The sequence below is a fragment of the Trichococcus shcherbakoviae genome, from assembly GCF_963666195.1.
In the GTDB taxonomy this organism is placed as follows: domain Bacteria; phylum Bacillota; class Bacilli; order Lactobacillales; family Aerococcaceae; genus Trichococcus; species Trichococcus shcherbakoviae.
In genome coordinates, this window is sequence record NZ_OY762653.1 from 2,314,773 (window position 1) to 2,330,992 (window position 16,220).

Below are 16,220 nucleotides of genomic sequence, written 5' to 3' on the forward strand. Positions count from 1 at the left end.
ACAAATAACTGCAACCGAAAGGAGACGTTATGCGGAGAGTTTATACTATTGGAGAAATACTGATTGATTTTTTCCCGAGTGAAATCGGGGTGCCCTTGAAGGAGGTTTCCGGTTTCACGAAGCAACCGGGAGGCGCGCCTGCTAATGTTGCGGTGACGGTTAGCCGCCTAGGCGGGAACGCGAGCTTCATCGGTAAAGTGGGTCAGGATGCCTTCGGGGATTATTTGACTGATGTGCTCAAACAGAATCAGGTGGACACCCATCACCTGTTTCGGACCACTGAGGCAAACACGGCGCTGGCGTTTGTGTCGCTCCAGGAAAATGGGGAGCGTGAATTCAGTTTCTACCGCAATCCCAGCGCGGATATGTTGTTGAACAAGGAAGAACTGAATGAGCTTGTTTTCACCGCTGCAGATATCCTGCATTTTTGCTCGGTCGATCTGATCGAAGCACCCGTAAAGTATGCGCATCTTGCCGCTTTGGAAAAAATGCAGCAGGCCGGCGGAACGATCGTTTTCGATCCGAATGTGCGCTTGAATCTCTGGCCGGATCCGGAAATGCTGAAGCAGACGATCCAGGAATTCCTGCCGTATGCCGACATCCTGAAAATCAGCGATGATGAATTGGCCTTCATTACGGGCATGGATTCGGAAGCGGATGGGATAGCAGCATTGCTGAAGACGGAACCGAAACTGCTGATCTTCACCAAAGGCAGCAAGGGAGCGGATCTGTACTTCAAAGGCGAGAAGACCAGCATTGAAGGGATCAGCGTCAAAGCAGTCGATACGACAGGGGCAGGCGACTCATTCATCGGGTCCTTCCTCTATCAGATCGCCGGCAAGGATGCTTGGGAAGACTGCACGTTGGATGAAATCCGCGAGATGGGCCTGTTCGCCAATCGTGTGGCCGCATTGGTGACGACGCGACCGGGCGGCATGCAATCCATACCGACCTTGCAGGAAGTGTTACGTTCGGAAGGATAATTAATCAAAAAAACAGGGCATTATTCCTATGTGGATAGCCCTGTTTTTTGCATGTTCACTTGGTGCTTACGGGTACTTGAATGTGTTTTTTCATATCTGGGTTCGATCGGAGATGGCTGGGTTGTTGGGGTTGTCCAATAACCGGGAAGAATCGGACAACGCGAGCAAGCATACGACATCCGCATCGCATTTGGTGCGCTACTTGTCGGATAACCGCATAGTATCCGACATCCGCATCGCATTTGGTGCAGTGCTTGTCGGATAACCGCAATGTATCCGACAACCTCACCGCATTTGGTGCACTGCTTGTCGGATTACTGCAAAGTATCCGACATCCGCATCGCATTAGGAGTCCTGCTTGTCCGATAACCGCAAAGAATCGGACAACGCGAGCATATCTCGAACATTTTCCGCCTCAAAAATAAGCAGTGTGGCTATCTCGAACTGAGACAACCACACTGCTTTCTTTTGTTGACATATCGGCAGTTCTGATGAATCCGTGCCTCGTATGCGAGCTGTTATGCTTCCAATATCTTCATGAATTCCGCACCGGTAATGGTCTCTTCGATCAGCAGGTGGTGGGACAGTTCATGCAGTTTCTCTCTGTTTTCGTTCAATATGGCAATGGCTTTCTCATGAGCCAGCTTGATGATGTCCAGCACTTCACGGTCGACCTGCTCGGCCATCCCGGCGGACACATTCATGGAAGTGTCGCCACCCAAATATTTGTTCGTCTGGGTTTCAATCTGCATCATGTCGAACGTGTCGCTCATCCCGTAGCGCGTAATCATGGCGCGCGCCATTTTGGTCATCTGCTCGATATCATTCGAAGCGCCGGTCGTGATGCTGCCGAAGACGATCTCTTCGGCGGCGCGACCGCCTGCCAACGTCACGATTTTATTGAACAATTCTTGCTTCGTCATCAACGATTTTTCGCCTTCCTCGATCTGCATTGTATAGCCCAAAGCACCGGAAGTACGCGGAATGATCGTGATCTTGTGGACCGGCGCGGAATCCGTCTGTTTGGCCGCTACCAGCGCGTGGCCGATTTCATGGTAAGAGACGATTTCCTTTTCTTTCGGAGAAATGACCGCATTTTTGCGCTGGTACCCAGCAATGACAGTCTCAACAGACTCCTCCAGATCGCTTTGCGTAACGGCGCTGCGGCCTTCACGGACGGCGCGGAGGCCGCCTTCATTGATGATATTCGCCAATTCAGCACCGGAAGCACCGGAAGTAGCGCGGGCGATTGTATTGTAATCAATATTTGGATCCATTTTGTAGTTCAACGCATGCACTTTCAGAATGGCTTCACGTCCTGCCAAGTCCGGCAGTTCGACCGGTACGCGACGGTCAAAACGGCCCGGACGCAGTAGGGCAGCGTCAAGGGATTCCGGACGGTTGGTGGCGGCCAGGAGGATGATGCCTTTGTTGGCTTCAAATCCGTCCATTTCCGCCAGCAATTGGTTCAATGTCTGCTCACGCTCATCGTTCCCCCCACCGAAATTGCCGTTGTCGCGCTTTTTACCGATTGTGTCGATTTCATCGATGAAGACGATACAAGGGGCTTTTTCATTGGCTTCCTTGAACAGGTCGCGGACTTTTGCGGCGCCGCGTCCGACGAACATCTCGACGAATTCGGAGCCGGAAATACTGAAGAACGGCACATCGGCTTCGCCGGCGACAGCGCGGGCCAACAGGGTTTTACCGGTTCCGGGAGGTCCGACCAGCAGGATGCCCTTCGGATTCTTGGCACCGATATCCTGGTATTTTTTCGGTTGATGCAAGTAATCGACGACTTCGCTGAGCGCTTCTTTGGCTTCGTCCTGTCCGGCGACATCCTTGAATGTCTTGGCGTCGTCTGCTTTCACGTAGACTTTAGCATTCGATTTGCCGAACGACAATGCGCCACCGGCACCGCCGCCCATCCGTTTCGCCATCTGTTTCCCAAGCATGCTGCCCAATCCCCAGAACAGCAGGAGCGGTAAGACCCAAGAAACTAAGATCGAAAGGATCGGAGAAGCTTCAGTCGGAATGTCCTTACTGAAGGTCACATCGGCTTCTTCCAAGCGGGTGACGAGTGTCGGATCATCGATCAGACCAGTAATGTAAACTTGTTTGTCGCCCGCATCATCAGTAGCAACGAAAGTGATTTGGTTCTCTTCCAGTTTCACTTCGGATACATCGCCCGTCGACACTTGATTCAGGAACGTGCTGTAGGTCACTTCCTCCACGCTTCGGTTCAGGTAGCTAGGTAATGCGAAATAGTTCAGGAACATCAGGACGCTCAATGCCATCAACAAGTAATAGGCTGTCCTTTTGCGATTGTCGGGGTTTTCGTTGTTCAGATTCACATTCCACTTGCGGTTGTTTTTATTTTTATCATCTGCCATAAATGTTGAGTCAATCCTCTCTTTGTTGTTCGTTCATTTCTTGTATCAAAAGTTGCAGTTCCTTGATGCCAACTGCGATTTTTTCAAGCCGTTCCTCGGACACGCCTTCCATCAGCAAGCAGTATTTGCCTTCGATATCCTGCTCCATTTTCTGAAGGATCGCTTGGCCATTGTGTGTGAGTTTCAGCGTGATGAAACGTTCATCATCCGCGCGCCGTTCCCGCGTCAGGTAGCCTTGCTGTTCCAATTTTTTGCAGAGGGTGGAGACGTTGCCGTTGTTCATATCCATCACCTTCGCCAAACGGTTGAGTGATAGATTTTCACTCACATTCACTTCCATCAAAATCCGCAATTGCAGCGGGGTGATGGGATAGTCTTTAGCGACCGGGCACATGACCATATCTTTGGAAACTTGGATGGTCCGCATCAAATCCCAGATTTCTTTTTTCAAAAAATCAATTTTCATATTGAAATCCGCTCCTTTATCGGATAATAGTTGTGATATAAAACTATTTTAAATCAAAACTATTTTTCGTGCAAGCGGTTCAACTTAGTCTTAAACAATTCCTAAGATCCTTCCCGCGAGGAATGCTGTGAACCTACTATAAAGCGTGAGTGTGAAGAAATCGTGAAGATGCTTGAAAGTATTCCATAAGAAATGTTTTCGGCGTGCGCCGGTTGCTAGGGACAGCGACTGGAAGTGGCTTCAGCTCCGGCAATGGGCCGCTGCACGGAGGAGTGCACCAAAAAATAGCGCCAGCTCCGGGAAAGCCCATCTCCCCGGAGGAGAGTATTCAGAATGTGGGGCGAACTCCGGCGAATCCTGCGTTCACCGGAGGAAACTTTAATACAGGGACCGCAAAGGAATTTCAATTAGTCAACTAATCTTTTAAATTCATCGGAAATAGAATATACTGATAAAAAGATCAATTTTTTATAGATCAAATAGTCACATAGGAGAGAGGAGGGTTTTCCTTGGAAAAAGCGACTATTCATGATGTTGCAAAAAAAGCGGGTGCATCCGTCACAACCGTTTCGCGTGTGTTGAATAACCGTGGATACATAAGTGATGAAATGAAAGAAAAAGTAATGACAGCAATTAAAGAATTAAACTACATACCGAATGAGATAGCACGCTCGTTCTTCACGAATAAAACCAATTTTGTAGGGCTGATTGTGCCCACAACCAGTAATCCTTTTTTTGGAGAGCTTACCTTTCATATTGAAAAGAAATTATCGAATAAGGGATATAAACTTTTCATTTGCAATAGTATAAATGACGTGGAAACCGAACGGGTCTATCTGCGCTTGCTGCAGGAAAAAAGAGTCGATGGCATCATAGTCGGTTCGCACAACGTGGATATTGAAGAATACGAGGAATACGGCATGAATATTGTATCAATCGATCGCGAGTTGACCGCGAACATTCCGATTGTTCAGTGCGACAACTATGACGGAGGCCGACTGGCTACGGAAACTTTGATTGGTTCCGGATGTAAACGGATTCTCTGCATTACCGGTGATGCGCGTGTAAAGACAACCGCACGGGCACGGGTCAGTGCCTACGAAGACCGAATGAGAGAAGAGGGCTTGGAGCCGGAAGTAATGGAAATTTCATTTTCTCTATCAGAGAATGACAAAAAACGTGTCGTCATGGAAAACTTGTTCAGTGAATCGCTGCCTTATGATGGTATTTTTGCAGGTGACGACGTCATGGCGAGTATCGTTTATCATGCCGCACTGAAAAAAGGATATAAAGTTCCGGAAGATTTGAAGATTGTCGGATTTGATGGGACCGAGATGATGCGGACTGTATTTCCGACACTCACGACCATCATCCAACCAATTGAACAAATAGCTGAAGCCGCGGTGGATTTATTGTTAGATAAGATTGGAGAAAAGAAGGCCGAAAACAAGATTGTACTTCCGATCGCTTTACACAAAGGAAGTACTGCGTAACCATCATAATCTCTATTGCGGTGTCAGTTGGACGCTAAATGAAAAACGCAAAAAGATTGTGATGCGTTTTTTTAAATATTCATGTTAACCGGTTGACATGTGGAACCGGTTAGCATATAATTTGTTTTGTAAACAAGAAACCGATTACAAAAAATGGAGGTACTGAAAATGGAAAGAATCAAGAGAAGTGCGTTGCTGTTATCAACAATGTTATTGGCTGCCGGGTGTGGGAATGGCGCAAGTGAGACTTCATCCGATGCGACGGGGTCTGCTGATGGGAAAGAAGTGACAATGTGGGTTCAATATTCTGAAGAATCGGCAGAAGGTCAGGTAATGGTCCAGTCCATCAAAGATTTCAATGAAACAAATGAAGACGGTATCACAGCCAAAGTCGAATACATTCCTAGGAGTGGTTCAGGCGGTGGCTATGAGGATAAAATCAATGCTGCACTGACGACGAATACGTTACCGGATGTCATCACACTGGATGGACCTAACACAGCAGCTTACGCAAACTCTAAAATCATTCAGCCATTGGATGGCTACATATCGGATATGGACGATTTCCTTCCAAGTATCATCCAACAAGGTACCTTCGATGATCAGATGTACTCTATCGGTTATTCCGAATCAGGCGTAGGTGTATTCTACAACAAGCAAATGTTGGAAGAAGCCGGTGTGGACTTAGCGACTTTGCCAACAGTGGACGACCCATGGACATGGGATGAGTTCAATGCGATGGCGGATACTTTAGTGGCTCATTATAACGGACCTGTGCTGGATGTCGGTTTCAATGACCGTTCAGAGTGGCTATTGTACGCCTTCACACCTTTCGTATGGTCAGCAGGCGGTGATTTGACGAACGAAGAAGGAACAAAGGCTGTAGGAGTTTTTGATTCCGAGGAAAATGTCAGCGCATTTGAGTTCATCCAAAACTTGATCGAATCCGGCTATTCGACCATCACACCGACTGAGGCCGGTTTCCAAACAGGGGAATATGCCTTGAAGCTAAGCGGCTCGTGGACAATGCAAGAACTGGATGCTGAATACCAAGACATCGAATACGGTATCATGCCTTATCCTGTGTCACCGGAAACAGAAGAATTAGTAAGTCCGACTGGAAGTTGGGCATACGGTTTGACATCGACTACCAAAAACACGGAAGCAGCTGCCGAATTGATTGATTTCTTAGTTTCGGAACAAGAACTCTACGATATGAGCATGGGCAACACGGTATTGCCGGCAAGACAATCCGTTGCAGACCGCATGATGGAAGAAGTTTCTGAACCAATGAAAGTCTTGATCGAACAGAACAGCAAGACAGGCCGTGCAAGACCAGTATTGGTGAATTACCCACAAGTCAGCAGAACCTTCCAGGATACAGTGACCGAAAGTACTTATTATGAAGAAAATGCAGACATCAAAGCATTGTTGGAGTCCAAAGCACTTGAGATTGAAAGTTACTTAGAATAATAAAAAATCGCGATTGATTGTGTATGATCGTAAAGTGTTCATAGAAAAATCCTTTCAGCATGGATTTTTCTATGAATCTTTTGTAAAGAAGCACAAAAATGGGGGAGGAAACTGCTGTAACTTCAGGATCTCCTTCAATAATGAGGTGAAAAGATGAAAAAGAAATTATGGTACAAAAATAATGATACGCTGACTGGTTATATGTTTTTGACGCCCGCACTATTGATTCTTGGACTTTTTCTGTTTATCCCGACTATGATGACTTTGTATTATTCACTGACTGATTACTACATGTTGACCCCTGATTTGACAGCATTCATCGGATTGGACAATTTTAAGGCACTCCTTCAAGATAAGCTGTTTCTGAAAAGTATCGGAAATATTTTTAAATTCGTTCTGTTTATTATGCCCATTCAAGTAGGGACAGCACTATTTTTGGCTTTGCTGGTAAACAACAAAGCAAGGGGCACCATCTTCTATAAGATTGCTTTCTTTTCCCCGGTGGTTATGTCACTGGTTGTTGTATCCGTGTTGTGGCTGTATTTGTTGAATCCTGCTGACGGATTGATCAATGTGATATTTGAAGCGATTGGTTTTAATCCGCAACCGTTGTTGACAAGTCCTAAACAAGCGATGTACGTCATCATTATGATTTCCGCTTGGCAAGGGGCAGGCTATCAGATGCTCATCTTTTTGGCGGGGCTGCAAAATATCCCGTCCGAAGTGTATGAAGCTTCAAAGATTGATGGCGCAACAAAGTGGGAACAATTCAGACATATTACGCTGCCGATGCTGAAACCCACTTCGTTGATGATATTGACGACAACGCTGATCGATGCCTTCAAGCTGATTATCCAGCCGATGGTCATGACCCAAGGGGGACCGTTGAATTCAACATTGACGCCTGTCTACTACATCTATCGGACAGGTTTTACCGATCGTCAAGTAGGCTTTGCAAGTGCGGTGACAGTAATCTATGGTGGACTCATCATTATGTTCGCAATTGCCCAACGTAAATTGATTGGAAGTGCAGATTATGAATAATAAAGCGAGCAAAATCCTGTATTATGTGCTGATGACTCTGTTAGCTGCCCTGTTCATGTTTCCTCTTGTGTGGATGATCAGCTCCTCGTTAAAACCGGAGGCTGCCATCTACAACGATTTGGATTCCATCAAAGCGCTATTGCCATCGGGCCATATCAGTGAATGGTTCTTTTCCTACAAAGAAATATTCGGCCGATTTGATATTGTCCGCTACATGACGAACAGTGTCCTTTATGCAGGAAGCGTGACGATCGGATCGATCGCTGTAAATTCGTTAGCGGGCTTCGCTTTTGCGAAATTCGATTTCAAAGGAAAAGCGATCCTGTTTGGTCTGATGATTGCCTTGTTGGTCATCCCTGGGGAAACAATCATGATCTCAAAATTCGTGATTGCCCAAAAATTGGGTATTTTGAACAGCCAATTAGCTGTCATCTTGCCACTGATGGCAAGCCCGTTGTTCATCTATATGTTCCAGAATTTTTTCAAGGCAATCCCTGAAGATGTGCAGGAATCCGCGAAATTGGATGGTGCGAATCAATTCCAAATTTATTGGAAAGTGATGTTGCCGATGTCCAAACCCGCCATCGCAACTGTTGGTACCTTATCATTCATAATGAGCTGGAATGACTACATCTGGCCGTTAATGGTACTGACCGACTCAACAAAATTTCCGCTGCAAGTAGCGATAACGAATATCAATAACACTCAGCCTGTTTATACGAATCAAGTTATGGCAATCCTGACAATCTCGACGATTCCCTTGATTTTGATTTATGTATTCTTCCAAAAATATTTGGTGCAAGGTTTGAGCAGTTCCGGAACAGGAGTGAAATAATGACAGCATTAAGCATTGAACGAGCCAATCAATTTATTGAAGAAAAAGAGGGGACGTTGGACAAAACCTTTTACCCCGCTTACCATTTTGCTGCACCGATCGGATGGATCAACGACCCCAATGGTTTTTCCTACTATAAGGACCAGTATCATCTGTTCTATCAATACAATCCCTACGATTCTGTCTGGGGTCCGATGCATTGGGGCCACGCAGTCAGTCCGGACGGCATAGACTGGAGTCACCTTCCAGTGGCTTTGGCCCCGGATCAACCCTATGACAAGGGAGGCTGCTTCTCCGGGAGCGCGCTTGCGCATGATGGCAAGCTGTATCTGATGTATACCGGACATCTTCCGGCTGAAGACGGAAGACCCTTGCGCCAAAACCAAAATATCGCCTACTCGGAAGATGGCATTCACTTTGAAAAATACGCCAAAAACCCGGTGCTGGATGAAAAAGATGTCCCGGAAGGCTCATCTGTGGAAGATTTTCGTGATCCGAAGATGTTCAAGCATGAAGATTATTTTTATGCCGTCATCGGATCCCGGACAATCGACGACAAAGGGCAAGTGTTGCTGTATCGTTCCGAAAATATGTTGGATTGGGAATATGTTTCCGTGGTCTTCCAGAACAATCCCTATTTAGGTACGATGGTCGAATGTCCGGACTTCATGGAAGTGGACGGCAAAGCGGTGTTCATGTTAAGCGCCATGAACTATACGGATAAGGAGACCGATGTTTTTTATCCGCACATCACTTGGTTCGTCGAGGGAGAGATGGATTGGGATACGCATACCTTTAGGATGACCCATATCAAAGAGTTGGACAAAGGCATGGATTTCTACGCGCCGCAATCCTTCAGTAATGAAGGGGAAACAACGATGATCGCCTGGATGCAAGGGTGGAACAACACCATCGCTTCGGATACGTTGAAGCACGGTTGGGCTGGGCAGATGACATTGCCGCGTAAGCTTTTTTATGAAGACAGCATCCTGAAGCAGACGGTTGTTCCTGCATTTGAGCAAGCTCTGAATACAATCCGGGAAGAGACAGAAATCACGGCAGAAGGGGAATTGCTGCTGACCGAAAAGGCCCCGAAATATCTGACGATGCGAATTCCTGTGGACAATCTGTCGGAGACTCTGAAACTGCGATTAGGCAAAGAAAGAGGGGAACATATCTTTTTGAATATTGATGGCGAGAACAAGCAACTGTCATTGGATCGCGGTCAAACTGCTTATCCGATCAAGGATAGGGATGGCAAAGTCTTCGACAAGACCCGAAGACTATCGTTTGCCGACAAAGAGGAACTGTTCATCCAAATATACAATGACAGGAGCTCTGTCGAAGTGATTGTAAACAACGAAGAATCGCTGACGATGACGTACTACGCATCGGAACCATTACAAGCTTGGTCCATCATTTCGGGTGCGCCTAGTGTCCTTCGTGATGTAAAAATCGCGGATTAACTATTTGGTTCATTCGAAATAACTGTTATCACATTTACCTTTTCCTTTATACCTGTTCGATGGGGCTTTCTCTGTCGAACAGGTATTTTTCTGTGTATAATGAGTGTTTGAATTAAAGGACATCAGAAAAAAACTTTAAGTTCGCTTCGCAAACAAATCCATGACAAAAATAAGTTGCCAATTATAATTTAATCGAAGGTAGCTCAAATTCAACAGCTTTAACGGAGTTTTGCCGAACCCGTACAAAAAATGAATGCTTTCATCTTGTTGATAAAAACCAAATATACTATTGAGTATGGAAATAAAATTATAGGTCTATTTCGATGAAATCCGTTATCTTGTCATTTTTTTTATAGGAGGGATTTCAACGGGAGCTATGTTTGAAAACTGTTGTGGAATCAATGTGCATCGATAGTCCATTGTCTGTTGTATGCTTGACGGCCCATTAGATACGAACAAACCCCAAAAAACAATATTGTACTTTTGGTACGACAACAAAGAAAATTCGAGAGGCATTGACATGGATTCAATCTCAGAACGTAACGCATGTTTTTTTCGAAAGTACTTGTCAATATTGGATTCCCATGTTTAATATTTTTTATGACAGCAATCTGACGTTTATTCTGGCGCACATTTGTCAAGTTGACTAAGGTAATGACATTGACTGTGGAATGTGTTACTTTTATTTATACCGAATAGGGAACTATTGTTTTTAAGGAGGTCTTACCCATGCAAAACGAATCGATCAGGAGTGCCAACAGAACCAAGTACTTATTCAAGGATGCATTACTCAGATTATTGGAGACGGAAAGTTTCGCATACATATCGGTCAGGGATATCGTCGAGACGGCGGAGTTTACCCGCACAACCTTCTATAATCATTACATAGATAAATTTGATTTACTGGATGACGTCACCCAAGATTTCCTGGACAGATTTGCTGATGCCCTTCAAACAAGTTTTCAAAAGTATTATCCGACCAATAAAATGCTGATGACAAAAACTGATATAATCATTTTTGACTTTATTTATCATAACAAGAACAAATACAACCTTTTGCTCAATAAGCAAAAAGATTTTCTACCGAATTACTCACGAAAATTGTCAGAAGCTGTGCTAGATAGGCTAATAGACATATGGTCTTCAGAGGTTGATATGACTGACCCTAGCTTTAAGGCATACACAAAGATATTTAGATATGTATTGATGGGTACAATTGGGGGATGGATGGCCGAAGACTTTTCAACTGATCCTGAAACTACGACACAAGAATTTGTCGACTACTACAATTTCAAATTCGACAAAATAAACAAGCACTCATGAGCATATCATCTGACTGCTCACCACGGATAAATCTAGGGGGTTCCAAGGGCGGTTGGGACGTCACAGACCGTACTGGCGACATTTCCACAAAAGTGGAGATGTCGTTTTTCTATTTCCGTTCTATTCCCAAAAGCCATTAGACTTTCTCAACAAAGCGCCCAGTGGCAACATTAGCGTTGAATGCTCGCAACTGAACCTTTTGGTTGCTTATACACAGTTGTTAAGCAAATTGAAAGTCTCGTAGTCCTAAATTACGGGACTGGCGTTCGGTTGATTGGCAGAGCGTCTGTATGCATGTGTCGTGGTGCGCCATGAAGGTGGCGAACGTTGTGCTACTACATTTTGTGCGGTCCGTTTCGTTGCGTGTCGGTTGGCTATTTTTCAGGAGGAACGCACTGTAGTGATTCCGTTGGACAAGTTACCCGCCAACAAGGGTCGTACGTTCGTCACGCGCCTTTTTGATATACGTATCATTTGCGTGGTTATACTGGCTGGCACGAAATTTAAAGGTGTCCACCTCGTAAAGCGCACCTCCTTCTTGGGGTGCTTTTTGCTTCACGATGCCGACCAACATAGCCGGCGCGTGATAGCCAATGGACTTGCCATAGCGCCCTTTACGTTGGAATCGCGCATCCTTATTGACAATGGTCTGTTTGGCCCGCTTCATCAATGCGCGGAAATCCATGTCCTCCAAATAAACTTGATTACCCAGTGCCAGGATGGCATTGGAGGTTTTGTTGTGGGCTTCTTTTAAGGCCACCGCCCGACGGCGGTAGAGGTCCTTCAAGTGCAACACGATTTTCATGTAGTTCTTGCTCCGTACCCAGATCAACTTGACACCCCGCGTGACGGAGCCGTCGAGGTTAAAGTTGGCGGGGTTTGTTGCTTGGCGACTCCGGTCCAGTTTTCGTTGCAATAGATGAATCGCGCAGTCATAGAGCTTCCCTTCTGGAAACAATTCCTTCAAGAAGACGCCGTCATCACCTGCCACCGCAGAGGTACCAATATCGATGCCCACTTCCGCATTCGGAGCGGGTTTTCGGCGGGGCTTACCTGTATTATTGTTGCGTTTCACCGTCGGGATGCCTTCCAATACCAGTTGCAGGAAGTATTGATTGCCGCCCTTGAATGCCTTTGAAGCGCATGCCCGTAGCGTTCGACTTGCCTTCCAACGATTCCAGCTGTCCGAACTTTTTGAAGCATACCTTTTTGCCTTTGACATACAGAAGGGAGGACGCATTTGTCCAGACCACCGAAGCGATTTCCTGTGCTGTGAAGCTGTTGATATGCTTCTTGTACGCCTCTCGCATCCGTCCGATGTAAGCATGCAAAGCGTATTCCGTCATACCGAAGGTCTTTTGGATAGTTTGCAACTCCTTGTTGCACGCGGTCTCACGTTTCCTTTGCTTTGATAGCCAAGCGGCGTTCTTCTAGCACCTCTTGGTATCGACGGTTCTTATACAACTCTGTCAGCTGCATCCGCGCATGGTATAAGACTTTGTTATACAGTTTTTCAGCGATTTTGAAACGCTTATCCAGCACGGCTTGTTCATTTTGATGTGTAACAAGTCCCAGCGCTACGACGAATGAAGCTGTTTTGCTTTTAGCCATACGTGTTCCTTCTTTTTTGATGGATTCCTTCGCATTTACCGGCGTGAGGTCTGTTGGCTTTGGATGTATTGCTGAATCATTTCAAGCTGTGCCCACCCGCTGTGGAATCGAAATAGCTATTCGACCCAAGCGTGGGTAGCTTTGTCGTCAGTTTCTTAAACTCCTGTCTCAGCACGCGGGAAGAAGTTTCCTTTATACGTTTGGCTGCTTTGTGAACCCCGAATTGTCGGTCTATATCCAATACGAGGTGAACGTGGTCTGGCATGATTTCCATTTCCTGAATTTCGACGGACAGACCGGTGTACGTTTCTAGAACGAGCTCATTTAAGCGTGCCGCTACTGGTCCGACAAGGACCGTTCGCCGATACTTTGGACACCAGACAACATGGTAGGTACAAGAATAAGTGATGTTATCATTTGATTTATTTTTTTATTTTCCATTCATTAATTATACAGAATATGCCCACATAATACGACTGAGTACACGCCTCATGTACCCACGGCTAAAGAAAGGGGATATAAGAAGCTCTTTCGGTAAAGTCATTTCAAAAAAGACCATTCATAACCTGACTAGAGTGCGAATACTTTCTGTCGTTGGCGCTACTGTGTATAATGGAGCAGAGAGATTGTGTGATTACGAAAAAAAGGACTGATGATCAGGATGAAAGCATATAAATATATCCAAACACCGCTCGGGAAGTACTTGTTGGCTGAAAACGGCAAGGGCATCACATTTCTGGAGCATGTTTCATCGGAATTGGATCCGCGCATCGAAAAGGAAATCGCAGCCGGGGAAATGGTGGAGGCGGACACGCCTTTGTTGCTGGAAGGTGAGCGTCAGCTGCAGGGATATTTCAGTGGTGAGCGTCAGGAGTTCGAGCTGCCTTTGGATGCAGCCGGTACGCCTTTCCAATTGAAAGTGTGGGAAGCTTTGCGCCAAATCCCTTACGGCGAGACGCGCAGCTACAAGGAAATAGCTATCGCTATCGAAAATCCGAAAGGCGTCCGCGCAATCGGCATGGCAAACAACCGCAACCCGATATCGATCATCACCCCTTGCCACCGCGTCATCGGCACAAACGGGAAACTGGTGGGGTATGCCGGCGGTTTGCATTTGAAGGAATATTTGCTGAATCATGAGACAAAGGTTGCAATCGAGAAAGGCTGACTTTTTGAATTTTGTAACAATGAAGTATGCAAAAAGAACGAAAGAAGCAACCCCAACACTTGAGGTTGCTTCTTTCGTTTTTTTTTGCGGTTTTATTTGTCATTCCACATACATAGATAATTTCTTCTCGATGCGTGTCTGGAAGGCAGCGAAGACGCTGCAGACCGCCCAGTAGATGAGCGCGACCAGGATGTACATGGTCATGTAATCGAACTCGCGACCGCCGACGATCTTGGCGTTCTGGAACATTTCCGGAACGGTGATCATCGCCGCCAGAGACGAACCTTTGATCAGGTCCAGCAGCACGTTGCTCATCGGCGGAATGGCGATCCGTAGGGCTTGCGGCACGATGACTTTCCGCATGATGAACGACCATTTAAGCCCCAGCGCATAAGCCGCTTCCCATTGTCCGTGATTGACGGAATTCAATGATGAACGGATGATTTCTGCGCTGTAGGCGGCCGAGCTCATGCTGAAGCCGATGATTGCCGCCGTTACGGCTGTGAATTGGATGCCGATGAACGGAAAGCCGAAGTAGAGCAGGAACAAAATGACCAAAGTAGGGGTTCCCCTCATGAAGGAGATGTAGAGCCGCGCCAGCCAGCGAAGTGGTTTCAACTTGGCCAGCTGCAGCATCGCAAGCACAAAGCCAAGCAGCGTGCCATTCAGCATGCTGGTCAACGCGATTCCAAGAGTATAGCCCATCCCTTTGAGGACGTACGGGAGGCTGTCGAGAGCCAACTCCGGATTGAAGATATACTGCCATTGGATGCCTGACATGTCTTGCCCACCTTTCTGCTTTACAATTTTATTTTACATTTCCATTCTATAGGTCTAGTCTACATCGCTTACGTCGATCACTGGGAAATCATATTCGATCTGGACAGTCACGTCCGCACCATCGTAGAATTGTTTCGACAATTCCGCCAAAGTTCCGTCAGCACGCATTTCATCCAAAGCTTCGTTGAATTTCTCGGTCAATTCGTCATTGCCTTTTTTGATGGAGAAATTAGTTTCGGATGGGTTGTAGAAAATGTCATGCACTTTAACAGGGATATCCGGCAAAGCGGCAGTCGCCAACTTTTGTGCATAGTAATCGTTCAGAATAACATCTGTCCGTCCGTTCGCTACGTCAGACAAGTACATATCGTTTGTCGCGTTGTCGTAGATTTTTTCTTCCGCGCCGAAATAACGGGCAACCTTCATGTAAGTTGTCGTTGCCGCACCGGCAGCGATTTTGCCTTTCAGGTCTTCCAGCGTTTCAATGCCGGAATTATCGGATTCACGGACAACCATGGCACCGAATGAATATTTGTAAGGAGTTGTGTAATTGTATTTGTCGGCGTTTTCGCCATTGCGGTCGATCCCGAATGCTGCAACATCCACTGCGCCGCTGTTGACGGAAGTCAGCATGCCGTCAACGCCCATCTCCGTGAATGCCACTTCCACGCCGATGCGTTCTGCGACTTCACGGATAATTTCCACCTCGTAACCGGTCAGTTCGTCGGTTTCCTTGTCGTGATAAGAATTAGGGTAGAGCGTTCCGGAAGTGGCTACTTTCAAAACACCGGCTTCCTCGATCTTGTCCCATGCTGTTTCTGAATCAGTTAATACTGCTGTATCAATCGCGCTGCTGTCGACTGTTTCGCCGCTACCGCAAGCCGCCAAAGTCAAACCCAGTAATGCTGTCAAACCGCCAAATAAAACTCTCTTTTTCTTTACCATCCGTGAAACCTCTCCTTTTTCCTCGAATAAGAACTAGACATAAGATAGCACGTATCCGGGCTGAAAGCAACCGTTTTATATGCGTTAATAATACAGTTTTATTTGCTGTTATAAACGAGTTTCATTAAAAAGATTGAACATAATTAGCATATTTTCTCATAAAAGTCGTTTAGGCTGCTATAGATGTTTATACAGTTCGGAAAACAGTTTGTGAAATAGGGAACAGCTGTGGCAAGATGA

Annotated in this window: 16 protein-coding genes and 1 pseudogene; 9 read left to right on the plus strand and 8 right to left on the minus strand. The window is 46.1% G+C overall.

The window, feature by feature from the left end:
• Nucleotides 1–29 precede the first annotated feature (29 nt).
• Both ACKPBX_RS11060 and ACKPBX_RS11065 read left to right on the plus strand, forming a co-directional pair.
• A complete protein-coding gene (locus ACKPBX_RS11060) occupies nucleotides 30–983 on the plus strand; it encodes a carbohydrate kinase family protein (protein ID WP_319995382.1) in 954 nt (317 codons plus the stop codon).
• A gap of 112 nt (nucleotides 984–1,095) precedes the next feature.
• On the plus strand, nucleotides 1,096–1,248 hold the full coding sequence (locus ACKPBX_RS11065; protein ID WP_179193120.1) for a hypothetical protein: 153 nt from the start codon (nucleotides 1,096–1,098) through the stop codon (nucleotides 1,246–1,248).
• 253 nt (nucleotides 1,249–1,501) lie between these two features.
• Here ACKPBX_RS11065 and ftsH read toward each other — a convergent pair whose 3' ends face one another.
• Nucleotides 1,502–3,376: an ATP-dependent zinc metalloprotease FtsH gene (gene ftsH, locus ACKPBX_RS11070; protein ID WP_319995383.1), complete on the minus strand. Its 1,875-nt coding sequence runs from the start codon at nucleotides 3,374–3,376 to the stop codon at nucleotides 1,502–1,504.
• Between the two features lie 10 nt (nucleotides 3,377–3,386).
• On the minus strand, nucleotides 3,387–3,842 hold the full coding sequence (locus ACKPBX_RS11075) for a MarR family winged helix-turn-helix transcriptional regulator (protein ID WP_319995384.1): 456 nt from the start codon (nucleotides 3,840–3,842) through the stop codon (nucleotides 3,387–3,389).
• Nucleotides 3,843–4,351: 509 nt separating this feature from the next.
• Between ACKPBX_RS11075 and ACKPBX_RS11080 the strand changes: the two genes are divergently transcribed.
• From ACKPBX_RS11080 to ACKPBX_RS11105, 6 genes are all read left to right on the plus strand, one after another.
• The gene (locus ACKPBX_RS11080) at nucleotides 4,352–5,335 is read left to right on the plus strand and encodes a LacI family DNA-binding transcriptional regulator (RefSeq protein WP_319995385.1); all 984 of its coding nucleotides are present in this window, start codon (nucleotides 4,352–4,354) and stop codon (nucleotides 5,333–5,335) included.
• Between the two features lie 168 nt (nucleotides 5,336–5,503).
• Nucleotides 5,504–6,808, plus strand: a complete 1,305-nt coding sequence (locus ACKPBX_RS11085; protein WP_319995386.1) for an ABC transporter substrate-binding protein — start codon at nucleotides 5,504–5,506, stop codon at nucleotides 6,806–6,808.
• Nucleotides 6,809–6,961: 153 nt separating this feature from the next.
• Nucleotides 6,962–7,852, plus strand: coding sequence for a carbohydrate ABC transporter permease (locus ACKPBX_RS11090; RefSeq protein ID WP_319995387.1), 891 nt, complete (start codon nucleotides 6,962–6,964; stop codon nucleotides 7,850–7,852).
• The gene (locus ACKPBX_RS11095) at nucleotides 7,842–8,687 is read left to right on the plus strand and encodes a carbohydrate ABC transporter permease (RefSeq protein ID WP_319996434.1); all 846 of its coding nucleotides are present in this window, start codon (nucleotides 7,842–7,844) and stop codon (nucleotides 8,685–8,687) included. Before ACKPBX_RS11090 ends, ACKPBX_RS11095 begins: the two co-directional genes overlap by 11 nt.
• Nucleotides 8,687–10,153, plus strand: a complete 1,467-nt coding sequence (locus ACKPBX_RS11100) for a glycoside hydrolase family 32 protein (RefSeq protein WP_319995388.1) — start codon at nucleotides 8,687–8,689, stop codon at nucleotides 10,151–10,153. The genes ACKPBX_RS11095 and ACKPBX_RS11100 overlap by 1 nt, the downstream gene beginning before the upstream one ends.
• A gap of 729 nt (nucleotides 10,154–10,882) precedes the next feature.
• Nucleotides 10,883–11,476: a TetR/AcrR family transcriptional regulator gene (locus ACKPBX_RS11105; protein ID WP_319995389.1), complete on the plus strand. Its 594-nt coding sequence runs from the start codon at nucleotides 10,883–10,885 to the stop codon at nucleotides 11,474–11,476.
• Between the two features lie 418 nt (nucleotides 11,477–11,894).
• Here the strand turns inward: ACKPBX_RS11105 and ACKPBX_RS11110 are convergent, their stop codons facing one another.
• The 4 genes and pseudogenes from ACKPBX_RS11110 to tnpA all read right to left on the minus strand — a co-directional run bounded on the left by ACKPBX_RS11110 (nucleotide 11,895) and on the right by tnpA (nucleotide 13,496).
• Nucleotides 11,895–12,551 (minus strand): hypothetical protein, encoded by a 657-nt coding sequence (locus tag ACKPBX_RS11110; protein WP_319995390.1) that lies wholly within the window; start codon nucleotides 12,549–12,551, stop codon nucleotides 11,895–11,897.
• Complete coding sequence (locus ACKPBX_RS11115) at nucleotides 12,535–12,822, minus strand: hypothetical protein (RefSeq protein ID WP_319995391.1); 288 nt, start codon at nucleotides 12,820–12,822, stop codon at nucleotides 12,535–12,537. The genes ACKPBX_RS11110 and ACKPBX_RS11115 overlap by 17 nt, the downstream gene beginning before the upstream one ends.
• Before the next feature lie 46 nt (nucleotides 12,823–12,868).
• A complete protein-coding gene (locus tag ACKPBX_RS11120; protein WP_319995392.1) occupies nucleotides 12,869–13,087 on the minus strand; it encodes a hypothetical protein in 219 nt (72 codons plus the stop codon).
• Between the two features lie 35 nt (nucleotides 13,088–13,122).
• Nucleotides 13,123–13,496, minus strand: a pseudogene (gene tnpA, locus ACKPBX_RS11125) (IS200/IS605 family transposase).
• 252 nt (nucleotides 13,497–13,748) lie between these two features.
• Here tnpA and ACKPBX_RS11130 point away from each other — a divergent pair.
• Nucleotides 13,749–14,255: a methylated-DNA--[protein]-cysteine S-methyltransferase gene (locus tag ACKPBX_RS11130; protein WP_319995393.1), complete on the plus strand. Its 507-nt coding sequence runs from the start codon at nucleotides 13,749–13,751 to the stop codon at nucleotides 14,253–14,255.
• Nucleotides 14,256–14,354: 99 nt separating this feature from the next.
• Here ACKPBX_RS11130 and ACKPBX_RS11135 read toward each other — a convergent pair whose 3' ends face one another.
• Nucleotides 14,355–15,035, minus strand: coding sequence for an amino acid ABC transporter permease (locus ACKPBX_RS11135; protein WP_319995394.1), 681 nt, complete (start codon nucleotides 15,033–15,035; stop codon nucleotides 14,355–14,357).
• A gap of 54 nt (nucleotides 15,036–15,089) precedes the next feature.
• Nucleotides 15,090–15,980 (minus strand): transporter substrate-binding domain-containing protein, encoded by an 891-nt coding sequence (locus ACKPBX_RS11140; RefSeq protein ID WP_319995395.1) that lies wholly within the window; start codon nucleotides 15,978–15,980, stop codon nucleotides 15,090–15,092.
• Nucleotides 15,981–16,220 lie beyond the last annotated feature (240 nt).